Source organism: Mesorhizobium sp. LNHC232B00, from assembly GCF_000502435.1.
GTDB classification, from domain to species: domain Bacteria; phylum Pseudomonadota; class Alphaproteobacteria; order Rhizobiales; family Rhizobiaceae; genus Mesorhizobium; species Mesorhizobium opportunistum.
Genome location: NZ_AYWP01000025.1, coordinates 28262 through 44465 on the forward strand (window position 1 = coordinate 28262; position 16204 = coordinate 44465).

Here is a 16204-nt window from a genome sequence, read left to right on the forward strand (position 1 = left end):
GATGCGAATCCTGATGGTTGCCGCTCGCTGCTACCCCTTCATGGGCGGCACTGAAACCCACATCCAGGAGGTCGGTCCCCGCTTGGTCGCGCGTGGCCACGCAGTCGACGTGCTCACTACCGATCCTTCGGGGGAACTGCCGGTTGAGGAGGAGGTGCTCGGCATGCGTGTGCGGCGCGTGCCGGCCTGGCCAAGGGAACTGGACCTCTATGTGGCACCCGGCATTTATAGCGCGATCCGGCGCGGCGCTTGGGATCTTGTCCACTTCCAGGGTTACAGCAGTTTCGTGGTGCCGATCGGACTGCTTGCGGTCATCCGCGGGCACCTGCCGTTCGTCCTGACCTTCCACAGCGGCGGGCATTCCTCCTGGCTGCGCAACGCCATGCGCAGCACCCAGCATGCGCTGCTCCGGCCGCTGGTAGCCCGGGCCGCGCGGCTGATCGGCGTCTCTGAATTCGAAGCCGATTTCTTCAGCGCGAGAATGGGCGTGCCGCGGGAGCGGTTTGTCGTTATCCCCAACGGCGCCGCGATGCCGGCTCCAAGCCCCGGCATCAAGGTCGATCCGCACCTGATCGTCTCGAGCGGCCGGCTGGAGCGCTACAAGGGCCATCATCGGGCGATCGCGGCCTTGCCCGAACTGATCCGCAGGATACCGGACGTGCGGCTGCACATCGTCGGTACAGGGCCCTACGAGAGAGAATTGCGGCGCTTGGTCGCGACGCTCGGTCTGGAGGAGCGGGTCACTATCGCAGCCATCCCAGGATTGGAGCGGCAGAAAATGGCAGACTTGCTGGCGAGTGCCGGGCTGTTCGTGCTGTTCAGCGAGTACGAAGCCCATCCGGTTGCGGTGATGGAAGCCCTGTCGCTGCGCCGTCCGGTCCTCGTCAGCGACACGTCCGGTCTGCGGGAGCTGGCCGCGAATGGCCTGTGCCGGGCGATTTCGTGCAAGGCCGGTTCGGAGGAACTGGCCGCTGCCATGGCCGAGGAACTGGAGGCCCGTCGGGAGGTGCCGGATTTGGCGTTGCCCGACTGGGATGCCTGCGCGCAAAAGGTGGGCGACGTCTATTGCGATGTCCTGAGCAGCCGTTCCCCGGTCCGATTGACTCCCGGCGGCGTGATCTCGTGGCCTCCTGCGACGGGGGCATGAGGCTGATGATTTCGGCTCATTTCACCGTGGGAGCTAGGATAAACCCGATCAGGGCCGGGATACGCCTCATCTCGGCCGTTATCGGCCCCGACCTTCGCGGCGGCAGCGCAGATCCCCCGCCGCAACTGGCCAACTCCGGATGGATCGCGAGTCTGTGCATGACTGTCGCCGCGGCTCTGCTCCTGGTCGTGGCCGGGCACGCGGCCGGGCGCCGGGGCTATGACGTGGCGCCGCTGCTCTTCTGGTCCGGTGTTGTCCTCCTCGTGGTTCCGACCAGCCTTCGCATCGCCTGGCCGACGACAGCCCGCGGCGAGCGCCTGTGCCTTCTGTTCCTGCTTGCCGAAGCCCTGTTCTACTGCAAGAGGGTCTATTCCCCGACAAGCTTCAGCGGTTACGACGAGTTCTTGCACTGGATTGCAGCCCAAGATCTCATCACGGCTCGCCGGCTGTTCCTGTCCAACCCGCTATTCCCGATCGGCCCAAAGTATCCCGCCCTGGAAATCCTGACGACGGCGATCGTCGATCTTACGGGACTGCCCTTGGTTGTGGCGGGGACGCTCTTGTTGGCCGTCCTCAAGGGCACCTTCATCAGTGCCCTGTTTCTGTTGCTCGAGAGCATCGCCGGATCGCCGCGCATCTCGGCCATCGCCTGTCTCGTCTATATGGGCTGCTCGACCTTCTTCCTGTTCGACTCGAGTTTCGCCTACGAGAGCGCCGGCATCATGCTGTGCGTGCTGACCTTCGCGGTCGAAGCCGCCTCCAGGGACCTCGTCGGGCGACCGAGGCTGAAGTCGCTTGGGCTGATTGCCTTGCTGTTGGCAAGCCTCGCGGTCACGCATCATCTTTCGGCCGCCTTTGCCGCCATCTATTTCGCGGCGCTGGCGGGACTCGAGGCGCTGCGCCGGCACGACCCCCTGCGGATTGGGGCCGCGGTCGTCGTGGGCCTCACGGCGAGCCTGGCCATAGGTCTGCCGTTCCTGTGGGCGGAGGCCCGTGGGGTCCCTCTCGCAGCCTATTTCGGCCCGGTGATCCAGGCCGGCATCGACACCTTGCTCGCGAAGATCCTGGGCGCGGCCACCCCAGTGTCGGAACACCTCGGAGCGCCGGACAAGGCCCTCTACATGCAAATGACCACCTTGCTGGCGCTCCTGCTGCTGGCACTTGGCCTGGCAACGGGATTCTTTCGATCACTGGCTATGGCTGCGCCGAGTGACGAGCGGTCCGGTTGGCGTGCGATTCAGGCCATTCTCAAACGCCGCTGGCGCGACAGCCGCCTCGTGCTCCTCACCTTGCTAGCCTTCGGGCTTCCACTCTCGGTGGCCTTCCGACTGACCAGCGCTGGATGGGAAATCGGCAACCGCATGGGAACGTTCGTGTTCATCGGCGTCGGGCTGGTGGTCGCGGTGAGCATCGTCCACTTCTGGCAGGGGCGCACGCCGCGCGGGTGGCGCCGCATCGTTCCGGCCGTCGCTCTGGCGATCATCGTCGTGGGCGGCGTCGCGAGCGCTACGATCAATCCCATCCATGGGCGCTACAAGGTCGGCGCTGATCAGGACTCGATCGAGCCCATGGGAATCGAAACGGCACGCTGGACCAAGGAGTGGCTCGGTGCAGGAAACCGCTTCACCAGCGACCGTATCAACCGCCTTTTGCTTGCGAGCTACGGCCGGCAGGACGTCAGGGTCAGGATCAAAGAGGGCGTCGATGCCGCGCGTATATTCGAGGGCGAGACATTGGGGTCTGAAGAGTTTTGGGCCTTGGCGGGAAGCGACATTGATTTCCTGCTGGTGGACCTGCGCCTGACCACGGCGCCGCCCGTACTCGGCTTTTACTTTCAGCCGTGGCAACGGCAGAAGGGACTGCCGCTTTCGAGCGCAGCCCTGCTTAAGTTCAATGATATCCCGGGCGTCGCCCGCATCTACGACAACGGCTCGATTGTGATCTACGACGTGAGGGGATTGCATGGGAACTCCTAGCAAGCGGGACCTTCTGGCCGCCTGTTTGTGGGCCGTGGCCACGGTGGCGGCCGTTGCGGTCAGCGACAGCGTGTTCCTCCGTACCCTTTTTGGCGCGCCCATGGTGTTCCTGGTCTCGGGCCACTCGATCGTGCGGGCCATTGGCGTCCGGACCACCTCAGTGCTGCAACACCTCACCTACGCGGTCGGAGCAAGCTTCGGAGCCACGATTGCCGGGGGCTTTGCCCTGAATGCCATAGGCTCCCTTACACCGCTCGGCTGGGCGGTCTGGTGCTGCGTGGTGACGGCCGCCGCGGCGCTGGTGGCCGCCATCCGACGCGACACTCCCGACCTGCCAGCCTGGCCGGCTCTGGTGCCGCTGCGGCTTTGGCAGGGGGCCGCGGTGATGCTGGCGATGCTTGTGGCGACCAGTGCCTATGCGCTGGCCGTCCGGGACGAAGCGCACCACCGGGAATTCAAATACACGGAGTTGTGGTTGTTGCCATGGGCCAGTGGCGGGGCCGGCCGGATCACCGTCGGCATCAGGAGCGCCGAGACCCAGCCTCAGCGGTTCGACCTGGAAATCACTCTTGATGGGCAACCGTTCGCCGTATTCCGATCGGTCGCCGTCGCGCCGGGCGACACCTGGACGCAAGAAATCCCGGTGCCCACCTTGGCAACTCGCCAGACAGCCGAGGCGCGGCTCTATCGACCAGAGGATAACCGGCTCTATCGCAGGGTTTCGACGCTGGTGCCGCGCATCTGAAATGAGGTTCGATCATGCGCATCCTGCTGCTATCGCAGTTCTACCCTCCGGTGATCGGGGGAGAGGAGCGGCACGTCCGCAATCTCGGCGCAGCGCTCGCGCAGCGGGGTCACCATGTCAGCGTCGGGACCATGATGCATCCCGGATCGCCCGAAACCGAGCTGGACGGCCCGGTCCCCGTGCATCGCCTGCGCGGCACGCTCCAGCGCCTGTCGGGCCTCCACACCGATCCCGAGCGTCGCCATGCACCGCCTTTCCCGGATCCCGAACTGGTGCTTGCCCTGAAGCGGCTGGTAGACCGGGAGGAGCCGGACATCGTTCACGCCCATAACTGGATTTACGCGTCCTTCCTGCCGCTCAAAGGTCTGGGGGGGGCACGCCTCGTGGTTACGCTCCACGATTATGGTCTTGTCTGCGCCAAAAAGAACTTCATGCACTTGGGCACCCATCTCTGCAGTGGGGCAGCACCGGCCAAGTGCCTGCCCTGCGCCACAGGCCACTACGGCGCCGTGAAGGCAGCCGCGACTAGCTTGGGCAACTGGGCGTCGAGCTTCGCCGCTCGGCGCGTGGTGGACCGGTTTATCGCGGTGAGCCACGCGGTGGCCCGTCACACCGGACTCACCCAAGGCCGCGCCCCTTACGACGTCATCCCCAACTTCGTGCCCGACGATGTCGAAGTGCTGGGCCCCGAAGATGCCTGCCTGCGCGGGCTCCCCGGGAACGAATTCATCCTGTTCGTCGGGGACTTGACGCGTCTTAAGGGCATTGACGTTCTCCTGCAGGCCTATGCCAGCCTGGAGGGTGCGCCGCAACTAGTCCTGGTCGGGCGCCGGGTCGCCGATACGCCAACCGAATTTCCGCCGAACGTTCGAGTCTTTAACATGTGGCCGCATTCCGCCATAATGCATGCATGGCGGCGCTGTCTGTTCGGCGTGCTGCCGTCGGTGGGGCCAGAAGCCTGCGCGACAGTGATCATGGAAGCGATGGCGTCCGGCAAGGCGGTCGTTGCAACCGACATCGGCGGGATGCCGGATATCGTCGATCATGGCGAAACAGGCCTTCTCGTGCCGAGCGGTGACGCGCACGCCCTCGCCAACGCAATGCAGACACTTCTGGAGGACCGCGCCTTACTCGCCCGCCTGGAGGCGACAAGCCTGGCCAGGGTCGAGCGCCTCAAGGCCGGAGCGGTCGTGACCCGGATCGAGCAGGTCTACCGGGACGTCCTGCGCCCAGCCGCCGCCAGGTCCGCAGTGCCGGCGCAGCAAGGTTCGGGACAGCAACCGTGTCGGTAGACCGCGCCGGAACGGCCATTGTTCGCATACGCCGAGAGCTTCGCAAAAGTTCCGCGCTCGTGATGAATTCCGGCGCTCTAGCAATCGGAACGACTGCAGCGGCCGGTCTTGGGTTTGTCTATTGGTGGCTCGCGGCGCGGCTGTTTCCGCCCGAGGTGATCGGCAACACCGCTGCGCTACTGTCCGTGATGGGACTTATCGGCACGCTGGGAGAGGCGGGGCTCGGGACCATGCTGGTCGGCGAGATCGTCCGGAATCCTGGCAAGGAGCGCGGCCTGGTGGCCGCAGCAGCGTGCGTCGGGGTGCTCCTGGCGGTCGTCCTCGCCTTGTTGTTCGTCCTCGGGCACGCGTACTTCTATACCCCGACCGCGCTGATCGGCGGCTGGTTCGAGGGTATTGCGTTCGTCCTCGGCTGCGGTCTGACGGTTCTCGCCATCGTGGCCGACCAGGCATTCCTGGGCAACCTGCGCAGCGCCGGCAGGATGGTTCGGCTAGTGCTGTTCGGTACGTTGAAGCTGATGCTGATCGCCGCCGCCGCGGCTGGCGGCTACACCTCCCATGCCGCGCTTCTTCTGAGCTGGGCGGCCGGCCTGCTGGCATCCCTCGTCGGCGTGGACCTGTTGACGCGGGGCGGTGCGCGTAAACTCGTTGGGCCTCCGGACTTCCAGCTGCTCCAAACGCTCCGCAAGAAGGTCTTCGACCACTACGCGCTCGACGTGGCCTTGCAGGCTCCGGGCATCATCATGCCCTACCTCGTGCTAGTTCTCCTATCGCCGGCCATCAATGCTGCCTTCGTATGCTTATGGATGTTGGTCTCCATGGCCTCGTTGATTCCCGCGGCCATGGCCACGGTCCTGTTCCCCGTAGTGAGAGCGAGCCCGAAACAATCCAGACACGACATTCTTTTATCGGTGATGGCGTCATTGCTCTTCTCGCTGGTCTGCGCCGTCTTCATCTTCACCTATTCGCAGACAGTCCTTGCCGTCTTCAATCCTGCCTATCCTGAGATCGCCGGTTCGAGCCTGCGCTTCCTCGGCTTCAGCCTGTTGGGATCAACGCTTAAATTTCATGCCTGCACGCTGGCGCGGTTGGGCGACAGGATGCGCAAGGCATCTCGCTGGTTCGCGCTTGGCGGATTGCTGGAGCTGTGCCTGGTGATCGCGGGAGCGAAAATTGGTGGACTTCAAGGCCTGGTCCTGGGCTGGACGCTCGCCGTCAGCATCGAGGGTGCGTGTGCGGCACTGATCCTGGCCTTCGCGACGAACCTGGATTCTGCCGCCGGCCCTGTGCACGAAGAACCGCGGGCGCCGCCGCTCCAGACTGATCTCGTCGATGGCCGCCAGGATGATTCTTGAGCTGGCGTTTGCAGGCGACTCGTGATGTGGCGGCATTGGGCTCACGACATCGACGCGACCACCTCCAGCATCACCTCCGTTGCGCCGCCGGCGATGGACAGGATGCGGGCGTCACGCGTTATCCGCTCGATCGGACTCTCGCGCATGACGCCCATGGCGCCGTGGTACTGCACGCACGCATAGACAACCTCATTGACCAGTTCGCCGCAAATGGCCTTCAACATCGAGATCTCGCGCATGCAATCTTGGTCCGCCGCCATGCGCCAAGCGGTGGCATAGAGAAACTGGCGGCTTGCCTCCACCTTCGCTGAAAGCATCGCGAGACGTTGACGGATCGCTTGCAAGTCCCAAAGGGCGCCCCCGAATGCGCGGCGAGCTTTCACCCAGGCGAGGGTCATATCGATCGCCGCCTCGGCCGTCCCTATCGCCATGGCCGCGAGGACAAGGCGCTCGTTCTGGAAGTTGCGCATGATGGAGTAAAAGCCCTGTCCCTCCGCGCCGAGCACGCTCTCGGCGGGGATACGGCAACCGTCGAAGACGAGCTCCGCGGTATCGGAGGAGCGCCAGCCGTGCTTGTCCAACTCGCGGGCGACGCTGAAGCCCGGCGTGCCCTTCTCGACCAGGAACATCGTGATTCCGTTGCTTCCTGCCGAGGGATCGGTCTTGGCGGCGACGCAGTAGAGATCTGCGTGGACGCCATTCGTGATGTAGAGCTTTGTGCCGTTGAGCACGTAAGAGTCGCCCTCTCGGGTCGCGCGCATATGGATGGCCTTCACGTCCGATCCGGCATCCGGCTCCGTGATGGCGACCGCGGTGATCACCTCGCCGCTGACAATGCCCGGCATCCAGCGGGCCCGCTGGGCTTTGGTCCCGTCGTGAAAGACATACATGGAAGCCATGTCGCTATGGACCAGCATCGCATCGGCGGCGCCGCCATAGGTCGAGCGCCCGAGCTCCTCGGCGAAGACCGTCGATGCAACCGCATCCATCTCGGCACCACCATACTCGGCCGGGTAGCGGATGCCGAAGAAGCCGAGTTCGCCCATGCGGCGCAGGACCGGACGGGGAACGAACCCGTCCTCTTCCCAGCGATCCGCACAGGGCTTGATCTCCTCCTCGACGAACCGGCGGACCTGGTCCCGCAGGAGTTCATACTCCCCCGTTGTCCACGGCAGCCCCGATCCTCGCGACGGTACCCAAGCGTTGTCCATCATCTTCATCCGCCCCAAGGCCATTCGGAGGGCCGTTCGAAAGCTAGAGTTCGATTTCCTCTCTCGGTCCCTCGAGTGAAGGGGCTCTGGAATCGGCCACCCAGCGCATTGCGTCTATCACTTCCGCCAGTCCGGCCACTGTCGGGCGCTCGAAGAGATTGCGAAGCTGCACGTCGACGCCGAAGGTCTTTCGCATTTTTGACACCGCCCGCATCACCAACAGCGACTGCCCGCCCAGGCCAAAGAAGTTGTCGTCCCGGCCGATCGACTCGACCTGGAGGAGATCGCACCACAGCGCGGCCACCATCTTCTCGGTCTCCGTCGAGGGAGCGGCGAAGTCTTGTGCAGGCTGGATGTTTTCCGCCGTCGGTTCGGGAAGCGAGGTGCGGTCGATCTTCCCGTTGGACGTGAGCGGCATCCGTTCGAGGCGAACATAGTGTGTGGGGATCATGGACTCCATGAGTTCTTCGGCAAGATGGGCGCGCAGGGCCGCCACAGTCACAGGTTTCGACGAGACATAGTAGGCCACAAGTCGTGCGATGCCGTCTTCGACCTCTGGCGGTTCGACATGGCCGAGTTGTGTCGCCGATTTCACGACCGAGGTGGCGATGGCAGCGACAGCGCATTCCTGAACGTCCGAGTGCTTCAGAAGCCGCGCTTCGATCTCGCCCAGTTCGACACGCGCGCCACCAACCTTCACCTGATGATCGGCGCGGCCGAGAAAGTCCAGGCGCCCTTCCGCATTCCAGCGGGCGAGATCGCCGGTCTTGTACAGCCGCAGCTGCGAAAACCGATCTCGGGGATCGGGGGCCGTAAGGAACCGTTCGTCAGTGAGGTCAGGGCGATTGAAATAGCCCCTCGCCAAGCCGTCGCCGGCAATGAACATCTCACCGACAATGCCGGGGGAGGTGGGCTGATGTGCCTTGCTGAGGACGTAGATGCCCGCATTGGCGGCCGGAACGCCGATCGGCACCGATGAGCTTTGGTCCCGGTCGATGTCGAAACGGTGTATCATGCAGCCCACCGTGGCCTCGGTTGGTCCGTACTCGTTGTAGATCTCGACAGGATGGGGGATGGCTTTCGTGATATCGCGAGCCAATTCGGTCTTGAAGTCCTCGCCACCCACGATGAACTTGCGCAGCCTTGTGGTCCCAAGATTGCGGTCGCGGATCATCGCGAGATGCGCCGGCGTCAGCTTCATAATATCGACGGCATTGTCGTCGATGACCTTGAGAACCACCATGCTCTGGATTCCGGGATCACCAAGATAGACCACGATGCGGCCACCGGTGATGAGTGGCGTGAAGAGCGTCGTCACGGTCAGGTCGAAGGCGAGGGATGAGAAAAGGGGCCATGCGAGACGTTCGCCGGAACTGTACACCCGAGCGGCCCACCAGATGTAATTCACCAGGTTCCGGTGCTCGATCACGACGCCCTTGGGCGTGCCGGTCGAGCCGGAGGTGAAGATGATATAGGCGGCGCCGTGCGGAGTGGCAGCCGACGGTCGGGCCGAGACCGGCTGAGCCGAGATCGACCCGAAATCGGCGTCGAGCACGAAAATGTCGGCAAGGTCCGGGGAAATGACGGACCGCAAGCGCGTCTGAGTGATCGCCACCGGCGCCCGCCCGTCGGTCCCGTTGGCAATGTCCTTCAGGATTGTTGCGAGACGCCCCTTCGGTGTTGCCGCATCCACCGGCACATAGGCCGCGCCCGACTTCAGGACGCCTAAGATCGCGACGACGACTTCAATGGAGTGCTCCATGAACACAACGGCAATCCGGCCCCGCCCCACGCCGGTCGAGCTCAGATGCGTAGCCATTTGGTTGGAGCGTTCGTTGAGCTGCTGGTACGTCAGCGTTGCGTCGCCGAAGCGGATCGCTTCGGCATCAGGATTACGCATCGCCTGGTCGAGGAAGAGATCGATGATCGTCCTGTCCGACGGGTAGGGCGCTGCTGTGGCGTTGTACTCGACGACCAGCGCCTGATGATCGGCATCTTTCAGCAGAGGAAGCGCTCCGCCTTCCACCGCGATAGGTAGGACTTCATTCATGAGATGCGCTCCCGATAGCAGATCGTTCAGCTTTTTGGGTTGCTTGGCGATAAAGCTCTGCGATGGCAGGTGCGTCCGGTTCCTCCAGCATAAGGGTATCGTTGCAGTCCTCGGGCCCGAAATAGAATTCGGCATGGGGCACCACTCGAAGCCAGCGGTGCGGTGCTGCACCCGATCGCATCCAGGCCTTGTTCGGAAGGAATATGCATACTCGACCCGAATACGGAGTGGGAATGTACCGCCGCAAAGCCGTGATCGCCGCGGATTTGAGCCGAGCTCTGCTCGCCAGCACCGGATCTGACGTGACAGGCTCTTTGCTTCTGCGAATGGGGGTCACGATGGCGCGCTTGCCGAGATTCCGCAGGCGACTGCCGAAATGTCGGAGACGGGCACCGAATGTCGGCATTTTCGCCATCTCTCGCAGGAGTGACTCGGCGCTACGGCTAGCATTGAAATACAGCAGACGCGGCAATTTGCTAAAGGTGGTGGGGTGAAGAGGGCCAAACAGCGCTACGCATGGGATCTCCGCTCCGCGTCCACACAGGATTTTGGCCAGCTCGAAAGCGGTTGCAGCACCGGAGCAGTAACCGGCGATGATGTATGGACCAGTGGGCTGATATTCGACGATCTGGCGGGCGAAGTACTTGGCGATATCTTCGACGCGGTCCATCGGCTCGCTCTGCCCATCGAAGCCAGGCGGCTGGAGTGCGTAAAACGGTTGATCGCCGCCCAGGTGCTTCGACAGGTCCGAGAATGAGAAGGGGGCGCCGATATGCCCGGGTACGGCATAAATGGGCGTGCGTGTTCCACGAGACTGCAGGGGAATGATTGCAGGCTGTTGCCGAGCCGCCGCCGTGGCCATGTTCAGAAAGGCGATGATTTCGCCCTTCCGGTTCCGCAACTGGTCGGAAGACTCCGCCGTCAGTGTGCCAGCTGGGGCGTTGCACCGCAGCCGATCGCCCTCTACCCAGACCTTTATGTCCTTAACCGCGAGGTTTGCGAGAAGCTCCGGGATATGCATCACGTTTGCCGACACAGGGCCTCCCGAACCACTTCCTTCATGATTCACGACCCGCATCCCAACTCCCTCAGCACGACTGTTTCACCATGAAACTCGTCATCCGTACGCCCGGACATGTGAGTGGAGCGCTGCCCGTTGTGGAGCGCTGCCCCGTTAATGAACTTGCGTGCCCTCGTTTATTCACAGTGCATCGTAAGCGAATGATGGCATCGCGGGCACTTCAATTCCGGACTACCAATTCCGGACTACCACCGTCCCGATGTACCCAGGTTTCGGTACGAACCTACGGACAGCCCAATCCCCTTCATCCCAGGAAGAGGGCTGTCCTAAGCCGCACCCCAGGGCCTTGGAGATAGCCTCCAGCCGGGTCCAGCGCCGGAGGAAGCCCTCCAGCCGGTCTTCGGGACCAAGGGCGGTGTAGGCCCCATACTCGGAGGCGGAAAAGCAGAGCGCTGCGATCTCGTCCGCTTCGGGCACAGGGCGAACTGCCTCGATGTCCACCCCGACCTCCTGCCTGGTCGAGAGGGCGACGACCGCGACATCTCCGGATCGTGAGACGCTGAAGCACAGATCGCGAGCACCCATGCAGTGCGAGAGGTGTGGTTTGCCTCGGTGCCCATATTCTAGTTCGACCTCGGATGGCGAGATTCCCAGTTTGGAAGCGAGGACCTGACGCAGTCGCCCACGTGTAGCGACAAAGCGCCGGCGGTCCCGCTCCAGTCTCAACCCCTCGGCGCGCCGCCGTTCCTCTTCGTTGAGGCAAACACCTATCTCGCGGACGACGTTCGGCTCCACATCGAGCATGAATGCCAGGATCTCTAAACCATCATTCTCGAGAACCGGCATTATGGTCTCGGGTCTCAGCTCGATTTTACCCAAGACGTTTGGAGGGGGCGGTGCCGGCTCCACAAGAAGCTGACTGACGCCGATTAATCGATGTTCCGGCCGAACCGAGACAGCATGAGAATTCCAGCTCGCGCCCACGCCATGACGATCGTTCCCGCCCGCGTCAGAAAATTCGATAAAGTCGAGCTCAGGGTAGCAGTCAGGAGTCATACGTGGATGCCGATCGCTGGGAGCGCTCATGCGCACAAGTGCAATTCTTTCAAATGAACGGCAGCGCCATTCATGCGGCTTTCCCCGATGAAACAATCACGCAGGGGCGAAAGCAAGGAGCGCCTGGTGGATATTTTGGTGTATGGATGGGCTACGTCAAAACACCCAGGCATACCGCTGCTCGCAAGGGGTATGCCCGGAGGCGAAACTGCCAAATGTCTCTTGCCGGACTGACAGTGAACTGGCGCTCCAGGGATCTCTTTACTGGGAGGCGTATCGGTGGACCAAAAGTACTCGCGCGTCGGGCAGAAGGGGCCGAAATGCCCTTCTTCAACGACCTAAAATGATGGCTCCAGCGGTAGGAGTCGAACCTACAAGCCTGTCGGCGCCGCATCAACAGTGCGGTGCGTCTACCAATTCCGCCACGCTGAAACATAGACTAGAGAGCCCGCCGCGCTGTGCTTCAAACAGCGCTCGTCCGGTGGGCGATATAGAGTGAAGATGGACCCTCCTTCTTTGGTTGGCGCTTCAAGCCATGGCCTCTTTCATGTTCGCAGCAATGGTCCCTAGCACCCGCTTGGCACCGCGCAACTTTGCCTCGATGCGGCGCTCTGGACCGTCTCTGCCTATAGCGATCCACTTCATGGGATTCTCCGCATTGGCCAGGTGCGACTTGTGCCCCGAGAAGCCTGCCAGAAAATCGTAGCTGCACTCCCCGCGTCCGATGCTGTCCTCGATAGCCAGAACATGGCTGATAAGCCCAGGCTTAAGCCGGCCGTCGCGCTCAAAGAGAAAGCCGCTTTGGTAGTTGTAAACACGGCCGTCATGCACGAAATTGTACAAGACCCCAATTGTCTGGTCCCCAGCCAACGTCCGCGAGATGCGCACGGTCCCAGTGGGAACTCCGAGTGCAATGAGGTCTTCGTGAAATCGGCGGAAGCTCGGATTGGCAAAGGCGCCCTTGCGTCCCCACCGCGCCTGATGAAGCTCGGCCAGCAAATCAAACGCGGCGAGCGCCTCCAAAGTGCCTTCCATGGTCTGGAACGCAATGGGGCCGCGTTCAGTATATAACCGCATGGCGCGGCTTACCGCCTGCCGAGTATTGCGGCCCAATGTGGCGCGGAAATTTCCGCCTTTCCGGCGGACTTCTGCGAAATCGATCCACCGCGCCGTATCGTCCGCTCTCACATCGGTAAGGAGCCCGGCCCGGCCCGCAGTGCGGCAAGCGGCCAGCTCAAAGTCCGGATCGATTCCGGAGAGCACCAGCTGGTCAGAGTAGCGCAAGTGCTGCGCTAAGGCCTCGAGGCATGCCACCCTGGTGGCATCGGCCAGGGATCGCTCCGCAAGAATGTTGTTGTACTCGATAAACAATCGATCGAAACGAACATCGCCGGTTTCATTGAGTAGCCAACGCGCCCGCGCATGTGGCCCGAAGCTCCAGGTGCTCCGCCGGCAAATAATCGCCAACCCAACGATTCTGCTTGACGTCCGGGCGACCAGAATATGTGGTTGAGCGCCCCCCGGCAGATGCCGCAGCCAAGTTCCGATCCAGAGCCAGGACAGGTAGAATGAGTGAGTTGCTCGGGCTTCGAGCTCCTTCCAAATGGCTTCAAGTCTCGCGATGTCCGGCAAGGCCTCCACGGTCACATCGATAACAGCATCCTGGGGCATGGCGTGTCCTACAGAAGCCGCACGTTAGGGTTGTGCACCGATGACTGAGACATCGCGAACTCCTGTCCTTGTTGCGCGCTGCTGGTCAGCCATGGAGCGCCCGGGGGTTTGCCCTGTTTGTAGAAGTTTCGTATCGCCGGCGCGGGAAGTGAAGACCCTATTCCTGACTACCCACGGCGGGCAGTCCAAGCCACACTTCGAACTCGGCGGAGACGGATATGCCCGTTCGTGAAACGGTTCAAGCTGTGGGCGAGTGATCGTTGCGGCTCCCACGTCGGCCCGACGAGTTCATTCACGCAGACCGTGCCGTGCAGAACAGTTTCCTTGCGGCCATCAATTCGGACCGATTGGCTGCTCCGCCACCTCGCTGCCAGGTCCTGCATCGTTGAGAGTGGACCCGGCCGGCGAGCTCTCGCCGGTCAGGGACGAGGTCGAGACCGGCGAACCGCCCAGCGCGTCTGGCTCGCCTTCGGCCACGATTATGTTGACGAGGTCGCCCGGCTGCAACAGGGTCATCCCGGGGGACTCGATGCTGACCGGCCCCGCTGCCGATTGCCGCACGATTTGGTAGGTTACGCTGTTCGCGTTCACAGCCTGGGCGCGGTTCATCGGCAACGTGTCCAGGACGCCTTCGCTGGCGTTCAAGTCGCGCGTGTTGGCTGCGATCTGGGTCTCAGTGGACTCGATCTCAACCTCCAGATCGTTCCTGAGGTCGGCCTGGGTCTGCAACGCCTCAGCCTCCAGCGAAGCAAGGCGCTGCTTGGCCATCGCGTACTGGTTGAGGGCATCCTGCCGACGCTGTTGTGCGTCGGACAACTCGCTCCGGACCTGATCCATCACCGTCATGCTGAGAACGTTGCGATTCACGAGCGTGCGCATGCTGTTGACGCGATCCTCGCGCAGCTTGACGAGCTCGTCGAGCGAGTCCATGTGCCCATACGCGGCAACATCTTGCCTGGCCGCTTCCAGTGCACGCAAGATCGTGCGCTCGCGATCCTTGCGGGTCGTGGCGACGGCCTTGCGCCGGTCGCTCTGCTCGCTGACGAGGTTGGCGGCTTCAGTCGCGCCGGCGAACTCCAGCAACTGGCGCGGGATCTTGGGCGCCGTGCCGTCGCGCTCGGCTTTCAGCACCGCCACGCGGGCGAGCAACTTCGAAATTGCATCGATCGCCCCGCCCCGCCTCTGGGTTTCACGCACGGCTTCAATTTTCTGCCACGGCTCGCCCGGGCTCCGGTCGAGGCCGCCGGCCAGCGCGATGGCGTGCAGGATCGTCATGCCGGGCGCGTACTTGAACGAACCCGAATTCTTGACTGGCCCCAGTACGTAAATGGGCGGGCGCTCCAGCGACAGGATGTTGACCAGTCCTTTGCGGCCCAGCAGTTGTTCGAAGGTAGCCGCCAGGTCGGCCTGTACCTGTTGCGCCGACCGGTTGGCGACCGGAATGGAGCCAAGCAAGGGCATGGAAATCGTGCCGTCCTCTTGGACAGTATACTCGCCGCTCAGTTCCGGACGCTGCACGATACCGCGTAGGGCCGAGGCTGAGGACGCGCCCCCCCATTTGTCTTCTTCGATGTCGACGCGCTCGTAGAACACGACCTTGAGGCGGTCGCCGACGCCGAACTGGCTTCCGGTTGGCAGGTCTGGCGCCGTACTGAGGAGGCGCTGGGCACTGGTGGGAACGGGAGGGACAGCGTTGCGTTCGACCAACGCCACGGCCGACGCATCCGGTCCTGTGCTGAGGGTTTTTGGGCGCTCGGTACTGGTGGGGACGGCAGGGGCGGCGCTCCCCAACGTTACGGCCGACGCACCCGGTCCCAACACGATCGCGCTGGGTTCGGCCGTGGCTCGAACCGGTTGATCTTGCCAGCTGTCGATAGCAGCAGACACCTTTTGCACCACGGCTGCGGAGACATCGTCGACCTTCTGCACCACGGCCCCGGAAACATCCTCGACCTTCTGCACCACGGCCCCGGAAACATCCTCGACCTTCTGCGCCGCGGCTCCGGAGGCATCGTTGACCTTCTGCGCCACGGCTCTGGAAACAGCCCCGATGACCTTCCAGTTGATGGGCTCCCAGTTTCTGACCGCGCCCCCTCCCAGGGCGGCGACTCCGGAGAGTCCAAAGACCAGCAGGACGGCCTTTGTCCCCCTGCGGCCGCCGGCCTGTGACGAGGGAGTGACGGGCAAGGAATTGTACTCTGTAGCCATGGCGTGTAGCTTTCACCTTCTGGTGACCATGCCTCCCAAACTGGTCGAGCATGGGTTGACGGAGCAAGACTCTCCTCATCGTGGCCCTTCACCGCCTGCGGCACAACTATCCCTTTGTGGGCACTCCCTATGGATGAAGCACTGACTTGGACGAGCTCGTCCAATGTGCTGCGCTGCAGAAGAACCTCTTTGACGGCAAGGCCATCCAACGCAACGAAGAGCCGCCTAACGACGCAACTGGCACGCGGGAGCGGCATCGCGGGAAACGCGGGAAACCAAGCCCCGGCAACCCTCACTGCCGCGCGTCCAACGCCACGATGGCGGCGCCGTGGCGCCCGCATCATGCCTCCCCAAGGCCACGGGCTTGTGAAACCCGAGTCTCGATGCTGCCCTACGCCTAAGGGCGGTATTTTGGCTTAGGGTTTTCCTAGCGTAACGTTAACGTTAATGCGGTTGGCGCGCCGAGCGCCTT

The 16204-nt window shown here is 63.0% G+C and carries 12 protein-coding genes and 1 tRNA gene; 6 read left to right on the top strand and 7 right to left on the bottom strand.

Features of this window, described 5'->3' with window-relative positions:
• Nucleotide 1 precedes the first annotated feature (1 nt).
• From X743_RS145015 to X743_RS145000, 5 genes are read left to right on the top strand one after another with little or no spacing between them, the layout of a single operon-like run.
• A complete protein-coding gene (locus X743_RS145015; RefSeq protein WP_023767937.1) occupies nt 2-1147 on the top strand; it encodes a glycosyltransferase family 4 protein in 1146 nt (381 codons plus the stop codon).
• Nucleotides 1144-3123 carry a hypothetical protein gene (locus tag X743_RS145010; protein WP_051508599.1) on the top strand — a complete coding sequence of 660 codons (1980 nt, stop codon included), beginning with the start codon at nt 1144-1146 and terminating at the stop codon, nt 3121-3123. The genes X743_RS145015 and X743_RS145010 overlap by 4 nt, the downstream gene beginning before the upstream one ends.
• Nucleotides 3110-3868 (top strand): hypothetical protein, encoded by a 759-nt coding sequence (locus X743_RS145005; RefSeq protein WP_156934499.1) that lies wholly within the window; start codon nt 3110-3112, stop codon nt 3866-3868. The genes X743_RS145010 and X743_RS145005 overlap by 14 nt, the downstream gene beginning before the upstream one ends.
• Nucleotides 3869-3882: 14 nt before the next feature.
• Nucleotides 3883-5160: a glycosyltransferase family 4 protein gene (locus X743_RS0136810; protein WP_051508600.1), complete on the top strand. Its 1278-nt coding sequence runs from the start codon at nt 3883-3885 to the stop codon at nt 5158-5160.
• Entirely contained in the window at nt 5151-6515 is a 1365-nt protein-coding gene (locus tag X743_RS145000; RefSeq protein WP_156934500.1) for an oligosaccharide flippase family protein, read from the top strand. Before X743_RS0136810 ends, X743_RS145000 begins: the two co-directional genes overlap by 10 nt.
• Nucleotides 6516-6556: 41 nt before the next feature.
• Here the strand turns inward: X743_RS145000 and X743_RS144995 are convergent, their stop codons facing one another.
• The 4 genes from X743_RS144995 to X743_RS0136815 all read right to left on the bottom strand — a co-directional run bounded on the left by X743_RS144995 (nt 6557) and on the right by X743_RS0136815 (nt 11643).
• A complete protein-coding gene (locus X743_RS144995; RefSeq protein ID WP_084555611.1) occupies nt 6557-7735 on the bottom strand; it encodes an acyl-CoA dehydrogenase family protein in 1179 nt (392 codons plus the stop codon).
• 34 nt (nt 7736-7769) lie between these two features.
• Complete coding sequence (locus X743_RS144990; protein WP_023767943.1) at nt 7770-9776, bottom strand: non-ribosomal peptide synthetase; 2007 nt, start codon at nt 9774-9776, stop codon at nt 7770-7772.
• Complete coding sequence (locus X743_RS144985) at nt 9769-10854, bottom strand: thioesterase domain-containing protein (RefSeq protein ID WP_051508601.1); 1086 nt, start codon at nt 10852-10854, stop codon at nt 9769-9771. The genes X743_RS144990 and X743_RS144985 overlap by 8 nt, the downstream gene beginning before the upstream one ends.
• Before the next feature lie 174 nt (nt 10855-11028).
• Nucleotides 11029-11643 (bottom strand): 4'-phosphopantetheinyl transferase superfamily protein, encoded by a 615-nt coding sequence (locus tag X743_RS0136815; RefSeq protein WP_031258282.1) that lies wholly within the window; start codon nt 11641-11643, stop codon nt 11029-11031.
• Between the two features lie 212 nt (nt 11644-11855).
• Between X743_RS0136815 and X743_RS1000000172350 the strand changes: the two genes are divergently transcribed.
• Nucleotides 11856-12200 carry a hypothetical protein gene (locus X743_RS1000000172350; RefSeq protein ID WP_156934501.1) on the top strand — a complete coding sequence of 115 codons (345 nt, stop codon included), beginning with the start codon at nt 11856-11858 and terminating at the stop codon, nt 12198-12200.
• Here the strand turns inward: X743_RS1000000172350 and X743_RS144980 are convergent.
• The 3 genes from X743_RS144980 to X743_RS144970 form a co-directional block, all read right to left on the bottom strand.
• Nucleotides 12201-12285, bottom strand: a tRNA-Asn gene (locus X743_RS144980). It abuts the gene before it with no gap.
• Between the two features lie 96 nt (nt 12286-12381).
• The gene (locus tag X743_RS144975; RefSeq protein ID WP_084555609.1) at nt 12382-13524 is read right to left on the bottom strand and encodes a GNAT family N-acetyltransferase; all 1143 of its coding nucleotides are present in this window, start codon (nt 13522-13524) and stop codon (nt 12382-12384) included.
• 333 nt (nt 13525-13857) lie between these two features.
• Nucleotides 13858-15711, bottom strand: a complete 1854-nt coding sequence (locus tag X743_RS144970; RefSeq protein WP_198028491.1) for a polysaccharide biosynthesis/export family protein — start codon at nt 15709-15711, stop codon at nt 13858-13860.
• Nucleotides 15712-16204 lie beyond the last annotated feature (493 nt).

Coding starts and splice junctions, on each gene's coding strand:
- X743_RS0136810 (WP_051508600.1), top strand. CDS start 3,883: ATGCGCATCCTGCTGCTATCGCAGTTCTACCCTCCGGTGATCGGGGGA.
- X743_RS144985 (WP_051508601.1), bottom strand. CDS start 10,854: ATGCGGGTCGTGAATCATGAAGGAAGTGGTTCGGGAGGCCCTGTGTCG.
- X743_RS144990 (WP_023767943.1), bottom strand. CDS start 9,776: ATGAATGAAGTCCTACCTATCGCGGTGGAAGGCGGAGCGCTTCCTCTG.
- X743_RS145005 (WP_156934499.1), top strand. CDS start 3,110: ATGGGAACTCCTAGCAAGCGGGACCTTCTGGCCGCCTGTTTGTGGGCC.
- X743_RS144975 (WP_084555609.1), bottom strand. CDS start 13,524: ATGCCCCAGGATGCTGTTATCGATGTGACCGTGGAGGCCTTGCCGGAC.
- X743_RS0136815 (WP_031258282.1), bottom strand. CDS start 11,643: ATGCCGGTTCTCGAGAATGATGGTTTAGAGATCCTGGCATTCATGCTC.
- X743_RS145015 (WP_023767937.1), top strand. CDS start 2: ATGCGAATCCTGATGGTTGCCGCTCGCTGCTACCCCTTCATGGGCGGC.
- X743_RS145010 (WP_051508599.1), top strand. CDS start 1,144: ATGAGGCTGATGATTTCGGCTCATTTCACCGTGGGAGCTAGGATAAAC.
- X743_RS144995 (WP_084555611.1), bottom strand. CDS start 7,735: ATGAAGATGATGGACAACGCTTGGGTACCGTCGCGAGGATCGGGGCTG.